Source organism: Aeromonas rivipollensis, from assembly GCF_037811135.1.
In the GTDB taxonomy this organism is placed as follows: Bacteria; Pseudomonadota; Gammaproteobacteria; order Enterobacterales; family Aeromonadaceae; genus Aeromonas; species Aeromonas rivipollensis.
Genome location: NZ_CP149130.1, coordinates 1,513,082 through 1,532,495 on the forward strand (window position 1 = coordinate 1,513,082; position 19,414 = coordinate 1,532,495).

16 protein-coding genes are annotated in these 19,414 nt (G+C 63.9%); 9 read left to right on the forward strand and 7 right to left on the reverse strand.

What is annotated here, in order from left to right; translation table 11 throughout:
• Nucleotides 1-2: 2 nt before the first annotated feature.
• The 4 genes from trpCF to WIR04_RS06960 all read right to left on the reverse strand — a co-directional run bounded on the left by trpCF (nt 3) and on the right by WIR04_RS06960 (nt 4,839).
• Nucleotides 3-1,502, reverse strand: a complete 1,500-nt coding sequence (trpCF, locus tag WIR04_RS06945) for a bifunctional indole-3-glycerol-phosphate synthase TrpC/phosphoribosylanthranilate isomerase TrpF (RefSeq protein WP_338891501.1) — start codon at nt 1,500-1,502, stop codon at nt 3-5.
• Nucleotides 1,499-2,512: an anthranilate phosphoribosyltransferase gene (gene trpD / locus WIR04_RS06950; RefSeq protein ID WP_025327621.1), complete on the reverse strand. Its 1,014-nt coding sequence runs from the start codon at nt 2,510-2,512 to the stop codon at nt 1,499-1,501. Before trpD ends, trpCF begins: the two co-directional genes overlap by 4 nt.
• Nucleotides 2,513-2,521: 9 nt before the next feature.
• Complete coding sequence (locus tag WIR04_RS06955; RefSeq protein ID WP_025327620.1) at nt 2,522-3,121, reverse strand: aminodeoxychorismate/anthranilate synthase component II; 600 nt, start codon at nt 3,119-3,121, stop codon at nt 2,522-2,524.
• 80 nt (nt 3,122-3,201) lie between these two features.
• Nucleotides 3,202-4,839, reverse strand: a complete 1,638-nt coding sequence (locus tag WIR04_RS06960) for an anthranilate synthase component 1 (RefSeq protein ID WP_338891504.1) — start codon at nt 4,837-4,839, stop codon at nt 3,202-3,204.
• Nucleotides 4,840-5,260: 421 nt separating this feature from the next.
• Between WIR04_RS06960 and rnm the strand changes: the two genes are divergently transcribed.
• The 6 genes from rnm (at nt 5,261) to tesB (ending at nt 10,560) form a co-directional block, all read left to right on the forward strand.
• Nucleotides 5,261-6,142, forward strand: a complete 882-nt coding sequence (gene rnm / locus WIR04_RS06965; protein WP_338891506.1) for an RNase RNM — start codon at nt 5,261-5,263, stop codon at nt 6,140-6,142.
• A 138-nt stretch (nt 6,143-6,280) separates the two neighbouring features.
• Nucleotides 6,281-6,901: an L-threonylcarbamoyladenylate synthase gene (locus tag WIR04_RS06970; RefSeq protein WP_025327617.1), complete on the forward strand. Its 621-nt coding sequence runs from the start codon at nt 6,281-6,283 to the stop codon at nt 6,899-6,901.
• Complete coding sequence (locus WIR04_RS06975) at nt 6,894-7,790, forward strand: segregation and condensation protein A (RefSeq protein WP_420883448.1); 897 nt, start codon at nt 6,894-6,896, stop codon at nt 7,788-7,790. The genes WIR04_RS06970 and WIR04_RS06975 overlap by 8 nt, the downstream gene beginning before the upstream one ends.
• A 93-nt stretch (nt 7,791-7,883) precedes the next feature.
• Nucleotides 7,884-8,456: an SMC-Scp complex subunit ScpB gene (gene scpB, locus WIR04_RS06980; RefSeq protein WP_025327615.1), complete on the forward strand. Its 573-nt coding sequence runs from the start codon at nt 7,884-7,886 to the stop codon at nt 8,454-8,456.
• 111 nt (nt 8,457-8,567) lie between these two features.
• Complete coding sequence (gene rluB, locus WIR04_RS06985; RefSeq protein WP_005323472.1) at nt 8,568-9,491, forward strand: 23S rRNA pseudouridine(2605) synthase RluB; 924 nt, start codon at nt 8,568-8,570, stop codon at nt 9,489-9,491.
• A gap of 205 nt (nt 9,492-9,696) precedes the next feature.
• Nucleotides 9,697-10,560 carry an acyl-CoA thioesterase II gene (gene tesB / locus WIR04_RS06990; RefSeq protein ID WP_025327614.1) on the forward strand — a complete coding sequence of 288 codons (864 nt, stop codon included), beginning with the start codon at nt 9,697-9,699 and terminating at the stop codon, nt 10,558-10,560.
• A gap of 72 nt (nt 10,561-10,632) precedes the next feature.
• Here the strand turns inward: tesB and WIR04_RS06995 are convergent, their stop codons facing one another.
• From WIR04_RS06995 to WIR04_RS07005, 3 genes are all read right to left on the reverse strand, one after another.
• A complete protein-coding gene (locus tag WIR04_RS06995; protein ID WP_338891511.1) occupies nt 10,633-11,811 on the reverse strand; it encodes a dicarboxylate/amino acid:cation symporter in 1,179 nt (392 codons plus the stop codon).
• Nucleotides 11,812-11,928: 117 nt separating this feature from the next.
• Nucleotides 11,929-12,597, reverse strand: a complete 669-nt coding sequence (locus WIR04_RS07000; RefSeq protein WP_338891513.1) for a class I SAM-dependent methyltransferase — start codon at nt 12,595-12,597, stop codon at nt 11,929-11,931.
• Nucleotides 12,598-12,696: 99 nt separating this feature from the next.
• The gene (locus tag WIR04_RS07005; RefSeq protein WP_025327611.1) at nt 12,697-13,338 is read right to left on the reverse strand and encodes a TetR family transcriptional regulator; all 642 of its coding nucleotides are present in this window, start codon (nt 13,336-13,338) and stop codon (nt 12,697-12,699) included.
• Nucleotides 13,339-13,490: 152 nt separating this feature from the next.
• On the opposite strand from WIR04_RS07005, the gene WIR04_RS07010 reads away from it, so the two are divergent.
• Genes WIR04_RS07010 through WIR04_RS07020 form a run of 3 tightly spaced genes read left to right on the forward strand, consistent with a single transcriptional unit; the run spans nt 13,491 to nt 19,259 of the window.
• Complete coding sequence (locus WIR04_RS07010; protein WP_338891515.1) at nt 13,491-14,684, forward strand: efflux RND transporter periplasmic adaptor subunit; 1,194 nt, start codon at nt 13,491-13,493, stop codon at nt 14,682-14,684.
• Between the two features lie 17 nt (nt 14,685-14,701).
• Nucleotides 14,702-17,851, forward strand: a complete 3,150-nt coding sequence (locus WIR04_RS07015) for an efflux RND transporter permease subunit (protein WP_216987184.1) — start codon at nt 14,702-14,704, stop codon at nt 17,849-17,851.
• Nucleotides 17,844-19,259 carry an efflux transporter outer membrane subunit gene (locus tag WIR04_RS07020; RefSeq protein WP_307764331.1) on the forward strand — a complete coding sequence of 472 codons (1,416 nt, stop codon included), beginning with the start codon at nt 17,844-17,846 and terminating at the stop codon, nt 19,257-19,259. The genes WIR04_RS07015 and WIR04_RS07020 overlap by 8 nt, the downstream gene beginning before the upstream one ends.
• Nucleotides 19,260-19,414: the final 155 nt, after the last annotated feature.

Here is a 19,414-nt window from a genome sequence, read left to right on the forward strand (position 1 = left end):
TCCTACAGTTGGCGCAGGGCGCCAAAGGCCACCGCCAGCTTGTGCGCATCCTTCTGGCCCGGGGCACTCTCCACCCCGGAGTTGAAATCAAGGCCGAGGCAACCCACCTGGGCGGCCTGCAGGGCGTTGTCGGGATTGAGCCCTCCCGCCAGCATCAGGCGAGATTTATCCAGGCCCGTCAGCATGGCCCAGTCGAACGCCTGACCGGTGCCGCCGCTCTGGCTGCCGACTTTCGTATCCAGCAGCAGACGATCCGCCGGGAAGTCGAGGGCGGGCAGCGGCTCGCCGCTTTCCTTGCCAAGAGAGACGCCCACCGCCTTCCAGATCTGGCAAGCGGCAGGCAGCAGAGCGCGCAGGCTTTCGATATAGGCGGCGTCCTCATCCCCGTGCAGTTGCACAGCGGCGAGGTTCAGGGCCTCCACCGTCTTGGCGATGGTCTGGGGCTGGGCATTGCGAAACACCCCCACATAGGAGAGCTGCGCGCCCGCCATCACGGCGCGGGCGGCGGGGATGTCCACATAACGCGGGCTTTTGGAAACAAAGATAAGGCCGCCAAACACCGCACCCTCCTGATGGGCGGCGGCGGCATCCTCGGGGCGGGTGAGGCCGCACACCTTGTTCTGGCCCAGGACAAGCTTGCGTACCGCCGCCTCCAGATCCGGCTCGCTCATCAGGGAGGAGCCCACCAGGAAGCCCTTGGCATGGGCGCGCAGATCCGCCACCTGGGCGCGGTGGTTGATGCCGGACTCGCTGATCACCACCCGATCGCTCGGAATATCTTTGGCCAGCTGCTTGGTGCGGGCGAGATCCACGCTGAGATCCCGCAGATCCCGGTTGTTGATGCCAATCACGGGGGCGCCGAGGGCCAGGGCGCGATCCCGCTCCTCTGCGTTGCTCACCTCGGTCAGCACCCCGAGGCCCAGCTCCTTGGCAACCTCGAACAGGGCGCGATAGCCCTCGTCGGTGAGCACCGAGAGCATCAGCAGTATGGCGTCCGCCTGATAGTGGCGGGCCAGATAGACCTGATAGGGGTCAATCATGAAGTCCTTGCACAGCACCGGCTGCTTGACCCGGGCGCGTACCCTGGGCAGGAAGGCGAAATCCCCCTGGAAGAACTGCTCGTCGGTCAGCACAGAGATGGCGGTGGCGTAGTTGCCATAGATGTCGGCGATGGCCTCGGGGCTGAAGTCGTCGCGGATCAAGCCCTTGGAGGGAGAGGCCTTCTTGCATTCGAGAATGAAGCGGGTGGAGCCTGCGCGCAGCTCTCCCTCGAAGTCCCGATCGCTTGGCACCAGGGCGCCCTGGAAGCTTTCCAGGGGCTGGGCCAGCTTGCGGGCCGCGACCCACTCCTGCTTGGCGGCCACTATCTTGCCGAGAATGGTCTGGTTGATGGAGGCCCGATTCAGGAAGGCATCGGGGGAGGAGAGGGGGTCGAGCATCTCGATATCCTTGCTAAGAGTGGTACTGCCTTGTTGGCTGCCGTGAGTAGTGACTGACATCATGCCTCCTGATGGCTCAGGGTGGCGAGTGCCTGGGCGAGCAGGCGGGTTTCACCGCTTGCAAGCTTGGCCAGCACCTGCGCGGCCGCCTGCTTGAAGTCCGGGGCCTTGCCCGCCATCACCAGCAGCGGCGCCACGTTGGCGGCGATGGCGGCGTTGTGGGCCGCTGTGCCTTCGCCCGCCAGTATGGCGTCCGTGATGGCGCGGTTCTCCTCCGGCTCCCCCCCTTGGATGGCGCTGACCGGGTAGGTCTCGAGGCCAAAGTCTGCCGGGGTGAGCAGGTACTCGCGAATTTCGCCGTCACGGATCTCGGCCACCTGGGTCGGACCGTGAATGGCCACTTCGTCAAGCCCCGCGCCGTGTACCACCATACCGGTTTTCAGCCCCAGTGCCAGCAGGGTTTCGGCGATGGGACGCACCAGCTCGGGGGCATAGACCCCCATCAGCTGGTAGCTGGGGCGGGCCGGATTGATAAGCGGCCCCAGCACGTTGAACAAGGTGCGGGTCTTGAGGGCCTGGCGCACCGGCATGGCGTGGCGCACCCCGGCGTGGTACTGGGGGGCGAACAGGAAGCAGATGCCGAGCTCATCGAGACAACGGCGGGCCTGCTCCGGGCTCATGTCGAGCTTGATCCCCATCTTGTCCAGCAGATCGCTGGAACCTGACTTGCTCGAGACCGAGCGGTTGCCGTGCTTGGCCACCTTGAGGCCGCAGGCGGCGGCCACCAGGGCCGAGGTGGTGGAGACGTTGATGGTGTTGAGGCCATCGCCACCGGTGCCGACTATGTCGCAGAACCCATAGTCCGGGCGCGGGAAGGGACGGGCCTCCGCCAGCAGCGCCTCGGCGGCGCCGGCGATCTCCTCCGGGGTCTCCCCCTTGATCTTGAGAGCCGTCAACAAGCTTGCGAGGACGATGGGATCCACTTCGCCACGGACCACCTGACCGAAGGCGTCGCGGGCGGCGTCGCGGGTGAGAGACTGCCCCTGATAGAGGGTGTTGAGATGATGATGCATGGGGTCTCCTTACCGCACGTGGCTTTCTGGACGGGTGATGTGGGCGAGGGCCTGGGTCAGCAGGCGTGCCCCTTCCGAGGTCATGATGGATTCCGGGTGGAACTGGAATCCCAGCACCCGCTCGTCCCGTTGCTCGATGGCCATGGGCATGCCCTGATAGTGGGCAATCACAGTCAGCTCTTCCGGTACATAGGTCGCCACCAGGGAGTGGTAGCGGGCCACCGGCAGCGGGCTTTGCAGCCCCGCGAAGGCGCCGTGACCGTTGTGCTCAATCAGCGAGCGTTTGCCGTGGACTATCTCGCCCGCCGCCCCGACGGTGCCGCCGTAGGCTTCGCACAGGGCCTGATGACCGAGGCAGATGCCGAGGATGGGCACCCGGCCGCGGGCCAGCTTGATGAGATCGATGAGGCAACCGGCCTCATGGGGGGCGCCCGGTCCCGGGGAGAGCACCAGCACCGCATCGCCGTCACAGGCTTCTATCTCCTGCATGATACGGGTCGCCGGCAGGCTGTTGCGGTAGATGCGCACCGGATAGCCCAGGGTGCGGAACTGGTCCACCAGGTTGTAGGTAAAAGAGTCGAAGTTATCGAGCAGGAAGATGTTAGTCATGGGACTGCTCCTTCGAAGTGCAGAACTGATCGGCCGGGGCGCTGTAGGTAAAAGAGTCGAAGTTATCGAGCAGGAAGATATTAGTCATGGCTCACGTCCTTATGTTGCTCCTGCTGGGCGCTCAGGGCTTGCAGGGAGGTGCCATGGCTGGCGGCGATGGCGGCCAGCACGGCGGCCGCCTTGGCGCGGGTCTCGTCCGCTTCGGCCTGGGGCTTGGAGTCATAGACCACGCCGGCACCGGCCTGGACATGGGCCAGACCCGCTTTCACGAAGGCGGAGCGGATGACGATGCAGGTGTCCATCTCCCCCGCGCCGTTGAGGTAGCCCACGGCGCCGCCGTAGCTACCGCGGCGCTTGCCTTCCACCATGCGGATAAGCTCGCTGGCCCGCAGCTTGGGGGCGCCGGTGAGGGTGCCCATGTTCATGCAGGCCTGATAGGCGTGCAGGGCATCGAGATCCGAGCGCAGGCGGCCCACCACCCGGGAGACCAGGTGCATCACGTGGCTGTAGCGATCCACTTTCAGCAGATCCTTCACGTAGCGGGTGCCGGGCTCGGAGATGCGGGCGATGTCGTTGCGACCCAGATCCACCAGCATCAGGTGCTCGGCCACCTCTTTCTCGTCCTGGCGCAGTTCGAGCTCGATGCGGCCGTCCAGATCCAGATTGATGCTGCCATCGGGGTTGAGGCCACGGCGGCGGGTACCGGCGATGGGGTACATCTCCACCTGGCGGCTGGCGGCGCAGAACTTGACAGCGCTCTCCGGGGAGGCGCCAAACAGGGTGAAGCCCTCATCCTGCACATAGAACATGTAGGGGCTGGGGTTGGTCTGCTTGAGGCGGCGATAGGCGGCCAGCGGGTCGGGGCAGGGCAGGGAGAAGCTGCGGGACGGCACCACCTGGAAGATGTCGCCGCGGCGGATGAAGCCCTTGAGCTTCTCCACTTCGGCGCAGAACTGCTTGTCGCTCTTGTCGATATGGAGGTTGCCGGTGAGGGGCTTGGCGCCCTGCGCCACCGGTTGCGGCTGCTGGCAGGCCTGCTTGAAGGCCTCGAGGCGCGCGGTCAGCTGTGCGTAACGCTCATCGAGCCGGCTCTCGTCCTGCTCGCCGCCAAAGAGGCAGGCCAGCAGCGCCGTGCTCTGCTTGATGTGATCGATGGTGATCAGGGTCTCGGCCACATAGAAGCAGTAGTCGGGGCAGTCGTTGCTCCCTTCCGGCACCTGTGGCAAGTCTTCAAAGGAGGCGATGAGGTCGTAGGCGAAGCTGCCTCCCATGAAGAGGGCCTCTTTACCCTGCTGGCACTCAAGCTCCCGTTGCAGGGTGCGCAGCACGTCCAGCACGCTGCTGCCCTTGAGGCGGCTGTCTTCGTCAAGGGTGCGATCGGAGGCCGGGAAGTCGAGCTGCAGCTCGTCCGCCCCCCGGGTCTGGGTGACGACGGCGGGTAGGCGCTGCTCGAGCAGACGCTGCAACTGGACGCCGTTGCTGGTGAGGGCGCGGACCCGCACAGTGCGGCCACGGCACTCGATGCGCAGGCAGGCATCCACCAGCAGCAGGCTCTGGGTGCCGGCCTTGGAGTCTATCTCCACCGATTCCAGCAGCAGGTTGTTGGGGCTGTCCTGGCAGAGCCGGGTGTAGAGCGCCAGGGGATCTGTCACATAAGGGGCATTGAGCCTGATGGTATCGAATTCGCCCAGGGGTAACCGGGTCTTGTTGCCTGTCATAATGCCTTCCCTTGCATGTGTTGTGTGTAACCGATGGTCATGGCGTTTCTCTCGAATTGGGATTGGGTTTTCGTCACGTCAGCGAGTTCGCCATCGCCATGTCAGTGCACTTGTCTGAATTGTCGGTTTCATCACAGGTCCATTTGCCGGATAATAAAAAAGCCCGCTGGGGTCAGCGGGCTTTTTCTTTGGGTTCTTAATTTGCTGTCAGATTACAGGTACAGCAACGACCACACGCCCGCATGTCAGGGAGTGTGCCACCACCAGATGGTCAGGATGGAAGTCGTTTGCATGATAGAGTCCTGTAAAAAGATGTTTGCAATGAAGTGCCTACAGAAAACGATAAAGCCGCGGCCAAGTCAAGTCGCTTTTTTGCCTTCTTTTTCCCAAGCAGGCCCCCTGATGAGAGCGAAACAAGCCGATGAGATTCGATCTTCACTGTCATACCACGGCCTCGGATGGCGTGCTGAGCCCCGCCGATCTGGTGCGCCGCGCCGCCGAGAAAGGGGTGGAAGTGTTAGCGGTCACTGACCACGATACCCTTGACGGGCTTGATGAAGTCCGCGCAACGATCAAAGCTGAGCAGTTGCCGCTGCGACTGGTGAGCGGGGTCGAGATCTCCACCGGTTGGGAGCACCACGAGATCCACATAGTGGCGCTCGGGGTGGATGAAAAAAATCCGCAGCTGGTCACCTTCCTGGCCGGTCAGCGGGCCCGTCGCGAGGCGCGTGCCCTGGAAATAGGGCGTCGTCTGGAGAAGTGCCAGATCCTGGGCACCTATGAAGAGGCCAAGGCCCTGGCCGGTGACGCCGCCGTGACCCGCGCCCATTTTGCCCGGGTGCTGGTGGCGCGCGGGGTGGCCGACAACATGCAAAAGGTATTCAAGAAGTACCTGAGCCGGGGCAACAAGGGCTATGTGCCCGCCGAGTGGCCGGAGATGGGCGAGGCCATCACCGCCATTCACGCCGCGGGCGGGTTGGCGGTGCTGGCCCACCCCAGCCGCTACGATCTCACCGCCAAGTGGATCAAGCGGCTGCTGGTCGCCTTCAAGGCGGCCGGTGGCGATGCCATGGAGGTCTCCCTGCCCCAGCAGAGCCCCCAGGAGCGGGCCAACCTCGGCCAGTGGGCCAAGGAGCACGACCTCTATATCTCGGTGGGATCGGATTTTCATTTCCCCTCCAACTGGACCGAGCTGGGCCGCCATCTGTGGCTGCCCAAGGAGGGCATGCCACTCTGGCTCGGCCACCCCGATCACTTCGGGCTCAGCCAGGAGCAGCATGCCAGCCTGTTGGCCAGCCGCTGACAGGAGGAGGCCGATCCGGCCGGATCGCGTCTTTGGTACGGGCGAGTCTGTGCCAAACAGGTTAAGGTAGTGTCATGGGCCAGGCGGCCCGTGACCATGAAGCGGGCACCCGGTGTGCCCCTATCGCGAGAAGAGCATATGAGTCAGCATTTTTACGTACATCCGGACAATCCCCAGGTTCGCCTCATCGGTCAGGCGGTGCAGATATTGCAAAGCGGTGGCGTCATCGTCTATCCCACCGACTCCGGCTACGCCCTGGGCTGCCAGATGGGCAACAAGGACGCGCTTGAGCGCATCTGCCGCATCCGCCGCATCGAGCCGAACCACGACTTCACCCTGGTGTGCCGGGATCTCTCGGAGATCTCCACTTACGCCAAGGTGGACAACACCGCCTTCCGGCTGGTGAAGAACAACACCCCCGGGCCCTACACCTTCATCTTCAAGGCCACCAAGGAGGTGCCGCGCCGCCTCATGAACGAGAAGAAGAAGACCATCGGCATCCGGGTGCCCGCCAACAACATCGCCCTGGCCCTGCTGGAGGCCCTGGGTGAGCCGCTGCTCTCCACCACCCTGATCCTGCCGGGCTCCGAGATGGCGGAGTTCGATCCCGAAGAGATCGCCGACAAGCTCGGCAAGCAGCTGGATCTGGTGGTCAACGGCGGCTATCTGGGCGAGCAGCCCACCACTGTGGTGGACTTCTCCGACGACGAGCCCGTGCTGCGCCGTCGCGGTGCCGGGGATCCGACGCCGTTTGAGTGATACTGCCGAGCCCGTACCCGAGGCGATGATCGCGCCGGGTACGACGGGGGAGGGGTTGCTTCCCCCGCCTATGGCCCCCTCGCCCATCGCCAAAGTGCTGGGGCAGCCCTACCATGAGCTGCCCCAGGATCTGTTTATTCCGCCCGATGCGCTCGAGGTGTTCCTCGACACCTTCGAGGGGCCGCTGGATCTGCTGCTCTACCTCATCCGCCGTCAGCAGTTGGACATCCTGAACCTGCCTATCCTGCAGATCACCGCCCAGTACATGGAGTACGTGGAGCTGATGCAGGGGCTCAATCTGGAGCTGGCGGCGGAATACCTGCTGATGGCAGCCTGGCTCGCGGAGATAAAATCCCGTCTGCTGCTACCCAAGGCCCCGGAGCTGGAGGACGAGGAGGAGGGGGAAGATCCCCGCGTCACCCTCATTCGCCGGCTGCAGGAGTACGAGCGCTACAAGCTGGGCGCGGAGCGGGTCAACGCCTTGCCGAGGCTGGAGCGGGAGATCTTCATCGCCACCGCCCTGCCACCGGATTTTGGCGCCTTGAAGCCGCTGGCCCCCGATGTTTCGCTGGTTGAGCTCGCCCTTTACATGCAAAGTGTGGTAAAACGCGCGACTCATTTTGAACATCACCAGATCCGCCGCGAGCAGATCCCGACCCGGGTGCGCATGGCGGAGATCCTCGCCATGCTCTCCCTGGGCCAGACCCTGCGGCTGGAGCAGGTGCTGCGGGCCGAAGAGGGACGCATGGGGGTGCTGGTGACGTTTCTGGCCCTGCTGGAGTTGTGCAAGGAGCAGCTGATCTGGATCCTGCAGGCCGAGCCGCTGGGGCCGATCCATTTTGCATTGGCGAGCCAGGGGGAAGGGGGAGAGCATGAGCAGGTACACTGAGTGGCGGTTCGCCCCAGGCAGTCCGGACGGGGAGGGCAACCGTGGCGCTGCCCACTGAACGACTCAAGACCCTGATTCAGGGAGGGGTGCGTAATGGCGCTTCCTGCTGAACGTTTAAAAACCCTGATCGAGGCGGCGCTGTTCGTGGCCGGTCGTCCGCTCAATGTCAGCGAGCTGAAAAGCAGCGTGCTGGCGGATTATCCGGTGACCAGCCGCTATGTGCAGCTGCTGCTGGCGGAGCTCAGGCAGGACTACAGCGAGCGGGGGGTGGAGCTCAAGGAGGTTGCCTCCGGCTGGCGCTTCCAGGCCCGCCAGGAGTATGCCGAGGAGCTGTCGCGTCTGTGGAGCGAACGGGCGCCCCGATATTCCCGTGCCGTGTTGGAAACCCTGACCCTGATTGCCTATCGTCAGCCCATCACCCGGGCCGAGATAGAAGCCATCCGCGGGGTGGCGGTATCGAGCCAGATCATCAATACCCTGAAAGAGCGCGGCTGGGTGCGCAGCATAGGTCACAAGGAGGTGGTGGGTCGCCCCGAGCTGCTCGCCACCACCCGAGAATTTCTGGACTATTTCAATCTGCAGAGTCTGGAGCAGCTCCCCGAGCTGGATCCCGAACTGCACTCCCCCTTGCCGGTCATGCTGGGCGAGGGGAGCGACGGTCAATAAGCGGCAGGCCGTCTTGAGAATGAACGTGGTGGCGATGCCCAGAGGGCGCGTCACAGGAGTCAATGTTGTCCGCTATGTCAGCGGGCAGCGATCAACAATCAGGTAAACCCGATGAGTGAAAAACTGCAAAAAGTATTGGCCCGCGCGGGTCAAGGCTCCCGTCGTGAGATGGAGGCCCTGATCACCGCAGGTCGGGTCAGCGTGGATGGCAAGGTCGCCATGCTGGGGGATCGCGTCGAAGTGAACGCCGTGATCCGGGTGGATGGTCACCAGGTCAAGACCCGTGCGGCGGAAGAGCAGATCTGCCGCGTGCTGGCGTATCACAAGCCCGAAGGGGAGATGTGTACCCGTCACGATCCGGAAGGCCGTCCCACCGTGTTTGATCGTCTGCCCAAGATGGACGGGGCCCGCTGGATTGCGGTCGGCCGCCTCGACGTCAACACCTCTGGTCTGTTGCTGTTCACCACCGACGGTGAGCTGGCCAACCGGCTGATGCACCCGAGCCACGAAGTGGAGCGGGAATACGCGGTGCGCGTCTTTGGCGAGATCACCGAAGCCATGCTGCAGCGCCTGCGCAAGGGGGTGCAGCTGGAAGACGGCATGGCCAAGTTCAACAAGATCAAGCCGGCCGGCGGTGAAGGGCTGAACCAGTGGTTCAACGTCACCCTGACCGAGGGGCGCAACCGTGAAGTGCGCCGCCTGTGGGAATCCCAGGAAGTGCAGGTGAGCCGCCTGATGCGCATCCGCTACGGCGACGTCACCCTGGATCGCGGTATCCCCCGCGGTGGCTGGCAGGAGCTGAAACTGCCCGAGGTGAACTACCTGCGCGGCCTGGTCAACCTGCCCAACGAGACCGAGTCCAAGGTCGACCTGCAGCAGGATGGCAAGAGCACCCGCCACAAGCAGGCCGCCCAGATCCGTCGCGCCGTCAAGCGCCACAAGGATATGCAGGGCAAGGAGCCGCGCGCTCGCAGCACCACTGCCCGTCGCAAGCCGCAAGCCTCGACCCGCAACTCCGGCACCGGCAGCAAGTAAGCCGATGCCTGTGGCATGAGGTAGTCGGCCCGGGCAAGGCAAAAGCCCGCACCCTCTGGTGCGGGCTTTTTGTTTGTGGCGATTCTCCTCTCCCTTTTGAAGGAGGAGGTCGGAAAAGGGTGGCTGCGGGAGAATGAGCGTCAGCAAGGTTGCCCTGGCGGGGCGGGCTTGTTAGCCTTTCCCGCACTGAATACAGGAGATAAGAATGAGCAAGGTACTGGATGAGCTGCTGGCACTGCTGGCGCTGGAGAAGATCGAGGAGGGCCTGTTTCGGGGCCAGAGCCAGGATCTCGGGTTGCGATCCGTGTTTGGCGGGCAGGTAATGGGGCAGGCCTTGTCAGCCGCCAAGCAGACGGTGGCCGTGGATCGCCAGGTCCACAGCTTCCACTCCTACTTCCTGCGTCCGGGCGATGCCAACAAGCCCATCGTCTATGACGTGGAGAACATCCGCGACGGTCAGACCGTCTCCACCCGTCGGGTCAAGGCTATCCAGGGCGGCAAGCCCATCTTCTACCTCAATGCCTCCTTCCAGGTAGAGGCCGAAGGTTTCGAGCATCAGGCCCAGATGCCCGCCGGCATCACGCCCCCCGAGCAGCTCAAGAGCGAGCTGGAGCTGGTGCGCCCCTACGAGCAGATGATCCCGGCCGCCCTGAGGGACAAGATCCTGTGCGAGAAGCCGCTCGAGATCCGCCCCGTGACCCTGGTCGACCCCATTCGCCCGGACGTGCACGAACCCCTGCGCTACACCTGGTTCAAGGCCAACGGCCCGGTGCCGGACGATCAGCGGGTGCATAACTACCTGCTGGCCTATGCCTCCGACTTCCACTTCCTGTTTGCCGCCCTGCAGCCCCACGGGGTGTCGTACTGGGAGCCGGACATGCAGGTGGCAACCATCGATCACTCCATGTGGTTCCACCGGGAGTTCCGGCTGGATGACTGGCTGCTCTACGTGGTGGACAGCCCGAGTGCCAGCGGCGGCCGTGGCCTGGTGCGCGGCCAGTTCTTCACCCGTGACGGCGTGCTGGTAGCCAGCACCATGCAGGAAGGGGTGATCCGCCGCCGGGGCTGAACCTGCCTTCATCACGGTGCATCAACAAAAACGGGAGCCGATGGCTCCCGTTTTTTATTGCGGCGCAGGCCCTCAGGCGGCGTCACGCTCCGGGGCAGCCAGGGTCTCTTCGCCCTGGGCGAAGCGATCGGCCCAGAGGGCGATGACGCCGTCACCCGTGACGTTGCAGGCGGTGCCGAAGCTGTCCTGGGCCAGGTAGAGGGCGATCATCAGGGCGATGGAGGCTTCACCGAAGCCCAGCATGGAGGTGAGCAGGCCCAGCGCCGACATGACGCCGCCGCCGGGGGCGCCCGGCGCCGCAATCATGATGACGCCGAGCATCATGATGAAGGGCAGCATGGTGCCATAGCCCGGGATGGCCAGGTGCTCGGAGAGGAACATCACAGCGGTGGCGCAGGTCACCAGCGTGATGGTGGAGCCACAGAGGTGAATGGTGGCGCACAGGGGCACGGTGAAGTTGGCGATGCCGTCGCTCACGCCGTTGTTCTTGCTGGCCTGCAGGGCCACCGGGATGGTGGCGGCGCTGGACATGGTGCCAAGGGCGGTGAAGTAGGCGGGCAGCATGTTCTTGATGAGCATGGCGGGGGAGCGGCCCAGCGCCAGCCCGGTGCCGATGAAGAGCACGGAGAGCCAGAGCCAGTGCATGACGATGGCCATCACCAGCACCACGCCGAAGGTCTTGAGGGTGGCGAAGACGGTGCCTTCCACCGTCATCTCGACGAAGACGCCGGCGATGTAGAAGGGCAGCAGCGGGATAATCACGCGAGCCAGCAGACGGTCGATGATGTCACGGCCCTGATCGGCGACCCGGCGCAGGTCGGTGGCCTGGGTGGCGCTGATGCCGATGCCGAACACGAAGGCGGCGGCCAGGGCCGACATCACCCCGAACAGCGGCGGTATCTCCAGATTGACGTAGGAGGCGAGCTTGACGGCGGCTTGCGCCGTGGGCTCGGCGGCCGTGGTCAGCTGCGGGATCAGCTGGCTCGCCACCGTGAAGGCGAACAGGCCAGCCAGTATGGTGGAGCAGTAGGAGAGGGCCACCGTCTTGCCCAGCAGCTTGCCGGAGTTCTTCGGCAGGCTGGCGATGCCGCTCATGATGAAGAACAGGATGATGAGCGGAATGGTGAAGGTGATCAGCTGACCTATCACTGTCTTGGCCGTGAACAGCACCCGTGCGACCCATTCCGGGGCGTAGAGGCCGAGCAGGAGACCGGCGAGGATGCCGGCAATCAGATTGAGGACGAGTTTCATGGGGGAATCCAGGTGTTGGTGTCTGTTTTGTTATTTAATCTTGATTTTAATGCCGCTTTTTAACACAAATGCCGCATCTTGTCTGCCATCAACTGGTTAACTCAGAGTTAAATATTGTTATCTGGATGCTGAATCACGTCGGGCACCCTGTCTGGATCGACGGCCGCGATATTGATTAATTGTGGCGGTGTTGGGGTCGCGGATCAGCAGGGCATGGAGCCAGCGGCCGTGCACGGCATCCTGGCTGCACCAGCTCTGGTGCAGCTCAAACGGCAGGGGGGCGATCAATTGCGTCAACCGGGCCTCATCGAGCCGGGTCAGCAGCGGGTATTCCTCCTGTGAGGGGAGCAAGGGGCTGGCGGGTTCACTCTCGCCATAGGGGAAGGAGCAGTAGAGGGGCCCCTGGGGTTTGAGCAGGCCGGCGAGGTGCATCAGGACGGGGGCAAGCTCATCCTCTGTCAGGCAGGGCAGCGAGCCGCTGGCCCAGATGCCGTCATAGGGCAGCACGTTGTGCATCTGCTCGAAGCGGCAGACCCGCACCGGCTGGCCGCACAGGCGCGAGGCGGCGCTGGCCTGGCTCAGGCTGGCATCGAAGGCGGTGACCATGAACCCCAGTTCCCGAAAATGGTGCAGATCCTCCCCCGCGCCGCAGCCCGCTTCCAGCAGGTGTGCGCCCGGCTGCAAGCGAGCCAGGAAGGGGGCGTGGGCCTGGCCGATGAGGGCGGGGCGCGGCGCCTGAAGGGCAGCGTTTCGGGTGCCTTGGGCGGGTGACTGTGGCAGTGGCATAGGGCTCGTCTCTAAGGTGGGCGGCTACTCTAGCAAATTTGCCCCGCTCTGTTCAGATCTGCTGAGGATCCTCCCCGGCCCTGCGTGGCATCAGCGCTGTCAGGGGCGGCGCAAGAGCGAGGGAGAGGGGTTGGCGAGCAGGCCGAGCAGGGTGTCGAGCAGGAAGTCGGCCTCCTGAATCAGGTTGATGCGCTCCGGGAAGTGCAGCCAGTTGATGATGTAGCCGTCCAGGGTGCAGTGCAGCAGTGTGGCGGCACGGCGCAGATCCAGGGTCTGGGGCAGGTGGCCGAGGCGCACGGCGTTGCCCAGGGTGATCTCCAGATCCCGGAAGAAGTTGAACGATTGCACGCGCATGTGATCCCGCAGGGAGATGGCCTCTCCTTCCAGCGACTCCAGATTGAACATGATGGTGAACATCTGCTGGTGGGCGGGCTCGGTGCTGATCTTGTGCATCACCTCCTTGAGGAAGAGGCGCAGCTTGCCGAGGGGATCCGGCTCCTGCTCATCCACACAGGCATCTAGCTGGTGGGAAAGGGGGGCGCACAGCTCCTCCCACAGGGTGACGAACAGCTCCTCCTTGTTCTTGAAGTGCCAATAGATGGCGCCTCGGGTCAGGTCTGCCGCCTTGGCGATGTCGGTCAGGTTGGTCTTCGCCAATCCCTGTTGGCAGAACAGATTCAGGGCCGTGCTCATGATGTGGCAGCGGGTCTGCTGCGCTTCTTCTTTGGTTCTTCTGGCCATCGGATCCGTACCTGTTAAAAGGGGAAAAAGTTACTTACATACATTTATGAATGTATGTATATTGCCTCATCTTCGCAGTTTTACCAACAGGGGCCCTATAAACCCTGTGGTTTTGTGGTTTTTTTTGTTTGAAACAGAGGCTCAGAAACTCCATGCATAAACACATTCTCGCACGTTCGGTGGGCCTTGCCTTGTTGGCAAGCGGCCTGCTGGCTGGTTGTGGCGACAAGGGCGAGGCCGGGCAAGGGGCGGGAGAGATGCCGCCTGCCGCCGTGGACGTGGTCACTCTCCATGCCGCGCCGCTGCAACTGATGTCAGAGCTCACCGGCCGCACCGCCCCCCTGCGGGTGGCCGAGGTGCGTCCCCAGGTGAATGGCATCATCCTCAAGCGCCTGTTCACCGAAGGCAGCGACGTCAAGGCCGGCCAGCTGCTGTACCAGATCGATCCCGCCGTCTATCAGGCCGCCGTCGCCAGCGCCAAGGCGAATCTGGCCAAGGCGCAGGCCAACGAGCAGAGCGCCCGCCTCAAGGCCCAGCGTTATGCCGAGCTGGTGAAGGTGAAAGCCATCAGCCGTCAGGAGTATGACGACGCCGACGCGGCCTGGAAGCAGCAGGTTGCCGAGATCGGGGCCGCCAAGGCCGCCCTGCAGAGCGCCAACATCAACCTGGCCTATACCAAGATCACCGCCCCCATCAGCGGCCGCATCGGCAAGTCTGCGGTGACCGAGGGGGCTCTGGTCACCGCCCAGCAGGCGGACAGCCTCACCTCCATCCAACAGCTCGATCCCATGTATGTAGACGTGCGTCAGTCCACCGCCGATCTGCTGCGCCTCAAGCGCCAGGTTGCCGCCGGCAAGCTCGTTCAGGACGAGAGCAAGGGCGCCAAGGTGCGCTTCCAGCTGGAAGATGGCAGCAGCTACAGCGAAGAGGGCTCATTGCAGTTCTCCGACGTGACAGTGGACGAGACCACCGGCATGGTGACCCTGCGGGTCCTGGTCCCGAATCCCCATGATCTGCTACTGCCCGGCATGTTCATGCGCGCCACCCTGCAAGAGGGCGAGCGCCCGCAAGGCTTGCTGGTGCCGCAGACCGCCGTGACCCGCACGCCCAAAGGCGGGGCCACCGTCATGGTGGTGACCGCGGACAACAAGGTCGAGCTGCGGGAAGTGCAGCTCAGCCGCGTGGTTGGCGACAGCTGGGTGGTGGAGTCCGGCCTCAAGGCTGGCGAGAAGGTGATAGTGGCCGGCCTGCAGAAGGTCAAACCCGGTGCCCTGGTGGCGCCCGCTGAGCGCGCCAGCAACACCACGACAGCACAAGCCGATCAGACCCCGGTCACCAAGCAGTAGGATGGAGTAGTCGCCTCATGGCACGATTTTTCATAGACAGACCCATTTTCGCCTGGGTGATTGCCCTGGTGATCATGCTGGCCGGGGCCATGGCCATCATAGGCCTGCCGGTCGCCCAGTACCCCACCATAGCGCCGCCGGCGGTTGGCATCTCCGCCAGTTACCCGGGCGCCTCCGCCAAGACGGTGGAAGACTCGGTGACCCAGATCATCGAGCAGAACATGACGGGGCTGGATCACCTGCTCTACATGTCTGCCCAGTCCGATTCGTCCGGCAACGTCAGCGTGACCCTCACCTTCAAGCCGGGCACGGATCCCGACATCGCCCAGGTGCAGGTACAGAACAAGCTGCAACAGGCCATGTCGCTCCTGCCCCAAGAGGTGCAGCAACAGGGCGTGCGGGTCCAGAAGACCTCCAGCAGCTTCCTGATGGTGGCCGCCTTCATCTCCACCGACGGGTCCATGACCAACGATGACCTGGCGGATTACGTGGTGGCCAACATCAAGGAGCCCCTGAGCCGTCTGGACGGCGTGGGTGACATCACCTTGTTCGGCAGCCAGTACTCCATGCGTGTCTGGCTGGATCCCCACAAGCTCAATCGGGTGCAGATGACCCCGGGAGACGTGCAGGCCGCCATCAAGGCCCAGAACGCCCAGGTTGCCTTCGGCAAGCTGGGGGGCACCCCTGCGGTGAGCGATCAGCAATTCACCGCCACCATCATGGGCCAGACCCGTCTCTCCACCGTGGAGGAGTTCAACAACATTCTGCTGCGGGTGAACCAGGATGGCTCCAAGGTGCTGCTCAAGGATGTGGCCCGGGTCGAGCTCGCCGGCGAAAGCTACGATGCCTCCGCGCTCTACAACGGCCAGGCCACGGCGGCGGTAGCCATCAAGCTGGCAACCGGTGCCAACGCCCTGGACACCGCCGAGCATGTCCGGACCAAGCTGGGTGAGCTCTCCGACTACTTCCCGGCCAACATGGAGATCGTCTACCCCTACGACACCACGCCCTTCGTGAAGATCTCCATCGAGGAGGTGGTGCAGACGCTGATCGAGGCGATCTTCCTGGTGTTCTGCGTCATGTATCTGTTCCTGCAGAACTTCCGGGCGACCCTGATCCCGACCATAGCGGTGCCCGTGGTGCTGCTCGGTACCTTCGGCGTCATGGCGGCCTTCGGCTTCTCCATCAACACCCTGACCATGTTCGGTCTGGTGCTCGCCATCGGCCTGCTGGTGGATGACGCCATCGTAGTGGTGGAGAACGTGGAGCGGCTGATGAGCGAGGAGGGGCTCTCCCCGCTTGAAGCGACCCGCAAGTCCATGACCCAGATCACCGGCGCCCTGGTGGGCATCGCCCTGGTGCTGTCTGCCGTGTTCGTGCCCATGGCCTTCTTCGGCGGCTCGACCGGCGCCATCTATCGCCAGTTCTCCCTCACCATCGTCTCGGCCATGGTGCTCTCGGTGCTGGTGGCCCTGATCCTGACCCCGGCACTCTGCGCCACCCTGCTCAAACCCATGAAACACGGGGAGTTCGGCGCCCAGCGCGGCTTCTTCGGCTGGTTCAACCGCTTCTTCGACACCAATGCCAACCGTTACCAGAACGGCGTGCGCAAGGTGATCAAGCAGGGGACCCGTTACAGCATCATCTACCTGGCCATGCTGGCGGTGCTGGCGGTGCTCTTCATGCGCCTGCCCACCTCCTTCCTGCCGGAAGAGGATCAGGGGGTCATCATGTCCATGGTGCAACTGCCGGTGGGGGCCACCAAGGAGCGTACCGAGGTGGTGCTGGCCGACATGCGCGACTACTTCCTCGAGAACGAGAAGGACAACGTCGATTCGGTGCTGACGGTGGCGGGCTTCAGCTTCGCCGGTAGCGGCCAGAACAGCGGCATGGCCTTCATCAAGTTGAAGGACTGGAGCGAGCGTCAAGGGGAGGAGCGCAGTGCCAACGCCATCATAGGCCGCGCCATGGGCTATCTGTTCAGCATCAAGGAGGCGCAGGTGTTCGCCTTCAACCTGCCTCCCATCCCGGAACTCGGCACGGCCACCGGCTTCGACTTCTTCCTGCAGGACCGCGGTGGTCTGGGGCACGAGAAACTGATGCAGGCCCGTAACCAGCTGCTCGGCATGGCGGCGCAGGATCCCAACCTGGTGCGGGTGCGCCCGAACGGGATGGAAGACACCCCCCAGCTCGACATCAAGATCGATTACGAGAAGGCGCTGGCCCAGGGGCTCTCCATCAGCGACATCAACAACACGTTGTCGGCGGCCTGGGGCTCCTCCTATGTGAACGACTTCGTCGACAGAGGCCGGGTCAAGAAGGTCTACTTGCAGGCTGACGCACCTTTCCGGATGAACCCGGAGGATCTCAAGCTCTGGTACGTGCGCAACAGCGCGGGCCAGATGGTGCCCTTCTCCGCCTTCGCCAGCACCGAGTGGAGCTTCGGCTCGCCCCGTCTTGAGCGCTACAACGGCGTCTCCGCCATGGAGATAGTCGGTGAAGCGGCGCCCGGCAAGAGTACCGGTGACGCCATGGCGGCCATCGAACAGATGGTGAAACAGCTGCCGGAAGGCATCGGCATCGAGTGGACCGGTCTCTCCTTCCAGGAGCGTCAGGCAGGCTCCCAGGCGCCGGCGCTCTACGCCATCTCGCTGCTGGTGGTCTTCCTCTGTCTGGCTGCGCTGTACGAGAGCTGGAGCATCCCCTTCTCTGTCATGTTGGTGGTGCCGCTCGGGGTGCTGGGCGCCATACTGGCGGCTACCCTGCGTGGCCTGGAGAACGACGTCTATTTCCAGGTGGGCCTGCTCACTACTATCGGGCTCTCGGCCAAGAACGCCATCCTCATCGTGGAGTTCGCCAAGGAGCTCCATGACAAGGGGATGAAGCTCGGCGATGCGGTGGTGGAAGCCTCCCGCCAGCGTCTGCGTCCGATCCTGATGACCTCGCTCGCCTTCATCCTCGGTGTCTTGCCGCTGGTGATAAGCACTGGTGCCGGCGCCAGCAGCCGCAACGCCATCGGCACCGGCGTCATGGGGGGGATGATCACGGCCACAGTGCTCGCCATCTTCTTCGTGCCGCTCTTCTTCGTGCTGGTGATGCGTTACTTCACCAAGCAGAGTTCAGCCGAGGAGCGCGCCGCGCTGACCAAGGAGACCCAACATGACTAAGACCCTGGTCGCCCTGAGTGTGACGCTGCTGCTGGGGGCCTGCTCCATGGCCCCCGATTACCAACGCCCCGAGCTGCCGCAAGGCGCCTCCTGGCAAGAGAACCTCGCCACCCAGGGGGCGCTGGCGCCCTGGCAGCAACAGTTCCTCGATCCGGCGCTGCAAAAGCTGATCGACACTGCCCTTGAGAACAACCGGGATCTGCGGCTCGCAGCCCTCAACGTCGAGGCCTATGAGGCCAGATACCGGATCCAGCGGGCGGCACAGTTGCCGACCCTGGCCGCCAGCGGTTCCGGCACCCGTCAGCAGGGATCCGACGATCTCAGCAGCACGGGGCAGGGGGGCATCAGCAGCCAGTACGGCGCCGACATCGGCATCACCGCCTATGAGCTGGACCTGTTTGGCCGGATCCAGAGCCTGAAAGATCAGGCCCTGGAGAACTACCTGGCGCAAATCGAGACCCAGCGCAGTACCCAGATAGCGCTGATCGCCTCGGTGGCGAATGCCTACCTCACCCTGCTGGCGGATCAGGAACTGCTGGCGCTGAGCCAGGCGACCCTGGCCACCGAGCAGGAGAGCTATGCCCTGACCCAGCACAAGTACCGGCTGGGGGCGGCCTCCGAGATGGAGCTGGCGCAGGGGCGCACCGCGCTCGAGAACGCCAGGGTCAGCCAGGCGCAATACCAGCGTCAGGTGAAACAGGACAGAAACGGTCTGGCCCTGCTGCTCGGCACAGAAGTGCCGGTGCTGGAAGGGCAACCGGCGACCCTGGCCGAGGTGAAGCTGGCACCGATCCCGGTGGGGGCCCCCTCCAGTCTGCTGCAACAGCGGCCAGACATACTGGCGGCGGAGCACAGCCTGAAGGCGGCCAACGCCAATATCGGCGCGGCCCGTGCCGCCTTCTTCCCGACCATCTCGTTGACCGCGACGGCGGGTACCGCCAGCAACCAGCTGAGCGGGCTGTTTGACGGTGGCACCGGCACCTGGACCTTCATGCCCCAGATAAACCTGCCCATCTTCGACGGTGGCAAGCGCATTGCGGATCTGGACGTGGCCGAGGTCGGCACCAAACAGGCGGTGGCGAGCTACGAGAAGAGCATCCAGACCGCCTTCAAGGAGGTCGCGGATACGCTCGGCGCCCAGGCGGACTACCAGCAGCAGTTGCAGGCCCAGCAGGATCTGGTGGATGCCAACCAGACCTACTTCAAGCTGGCGGAGTTCCGCTACGAGCAGGGGGTGGACAGCTACCTGACCCGCCTCGATGCCCAGCGCTCCCTGTTCAGCGCCAGACAGGGGCTCATCAGCACCCGTCTGGCCCAGCTCAGCAACCAGGTTGCCCTCTACAAGGCGGTCGGTGGCGGCTGGCAGGCACCCAAGGAGGCCCTGGCAGCCTCCGAAGGGCAGGGCTAGTCTCTCTCGCTGACAGCGTGACAGCCACAGGGCGAACCATCTGGTTCGCCCTGTTTTTTTAGGTGCGATTGACCATGCAAGGCCCATCCTGGTTGCGGGGAGAAACCCGCCCAGACCGGGAACAAGCCTGCACAAGTGCCTTCTAGGATGTGCAC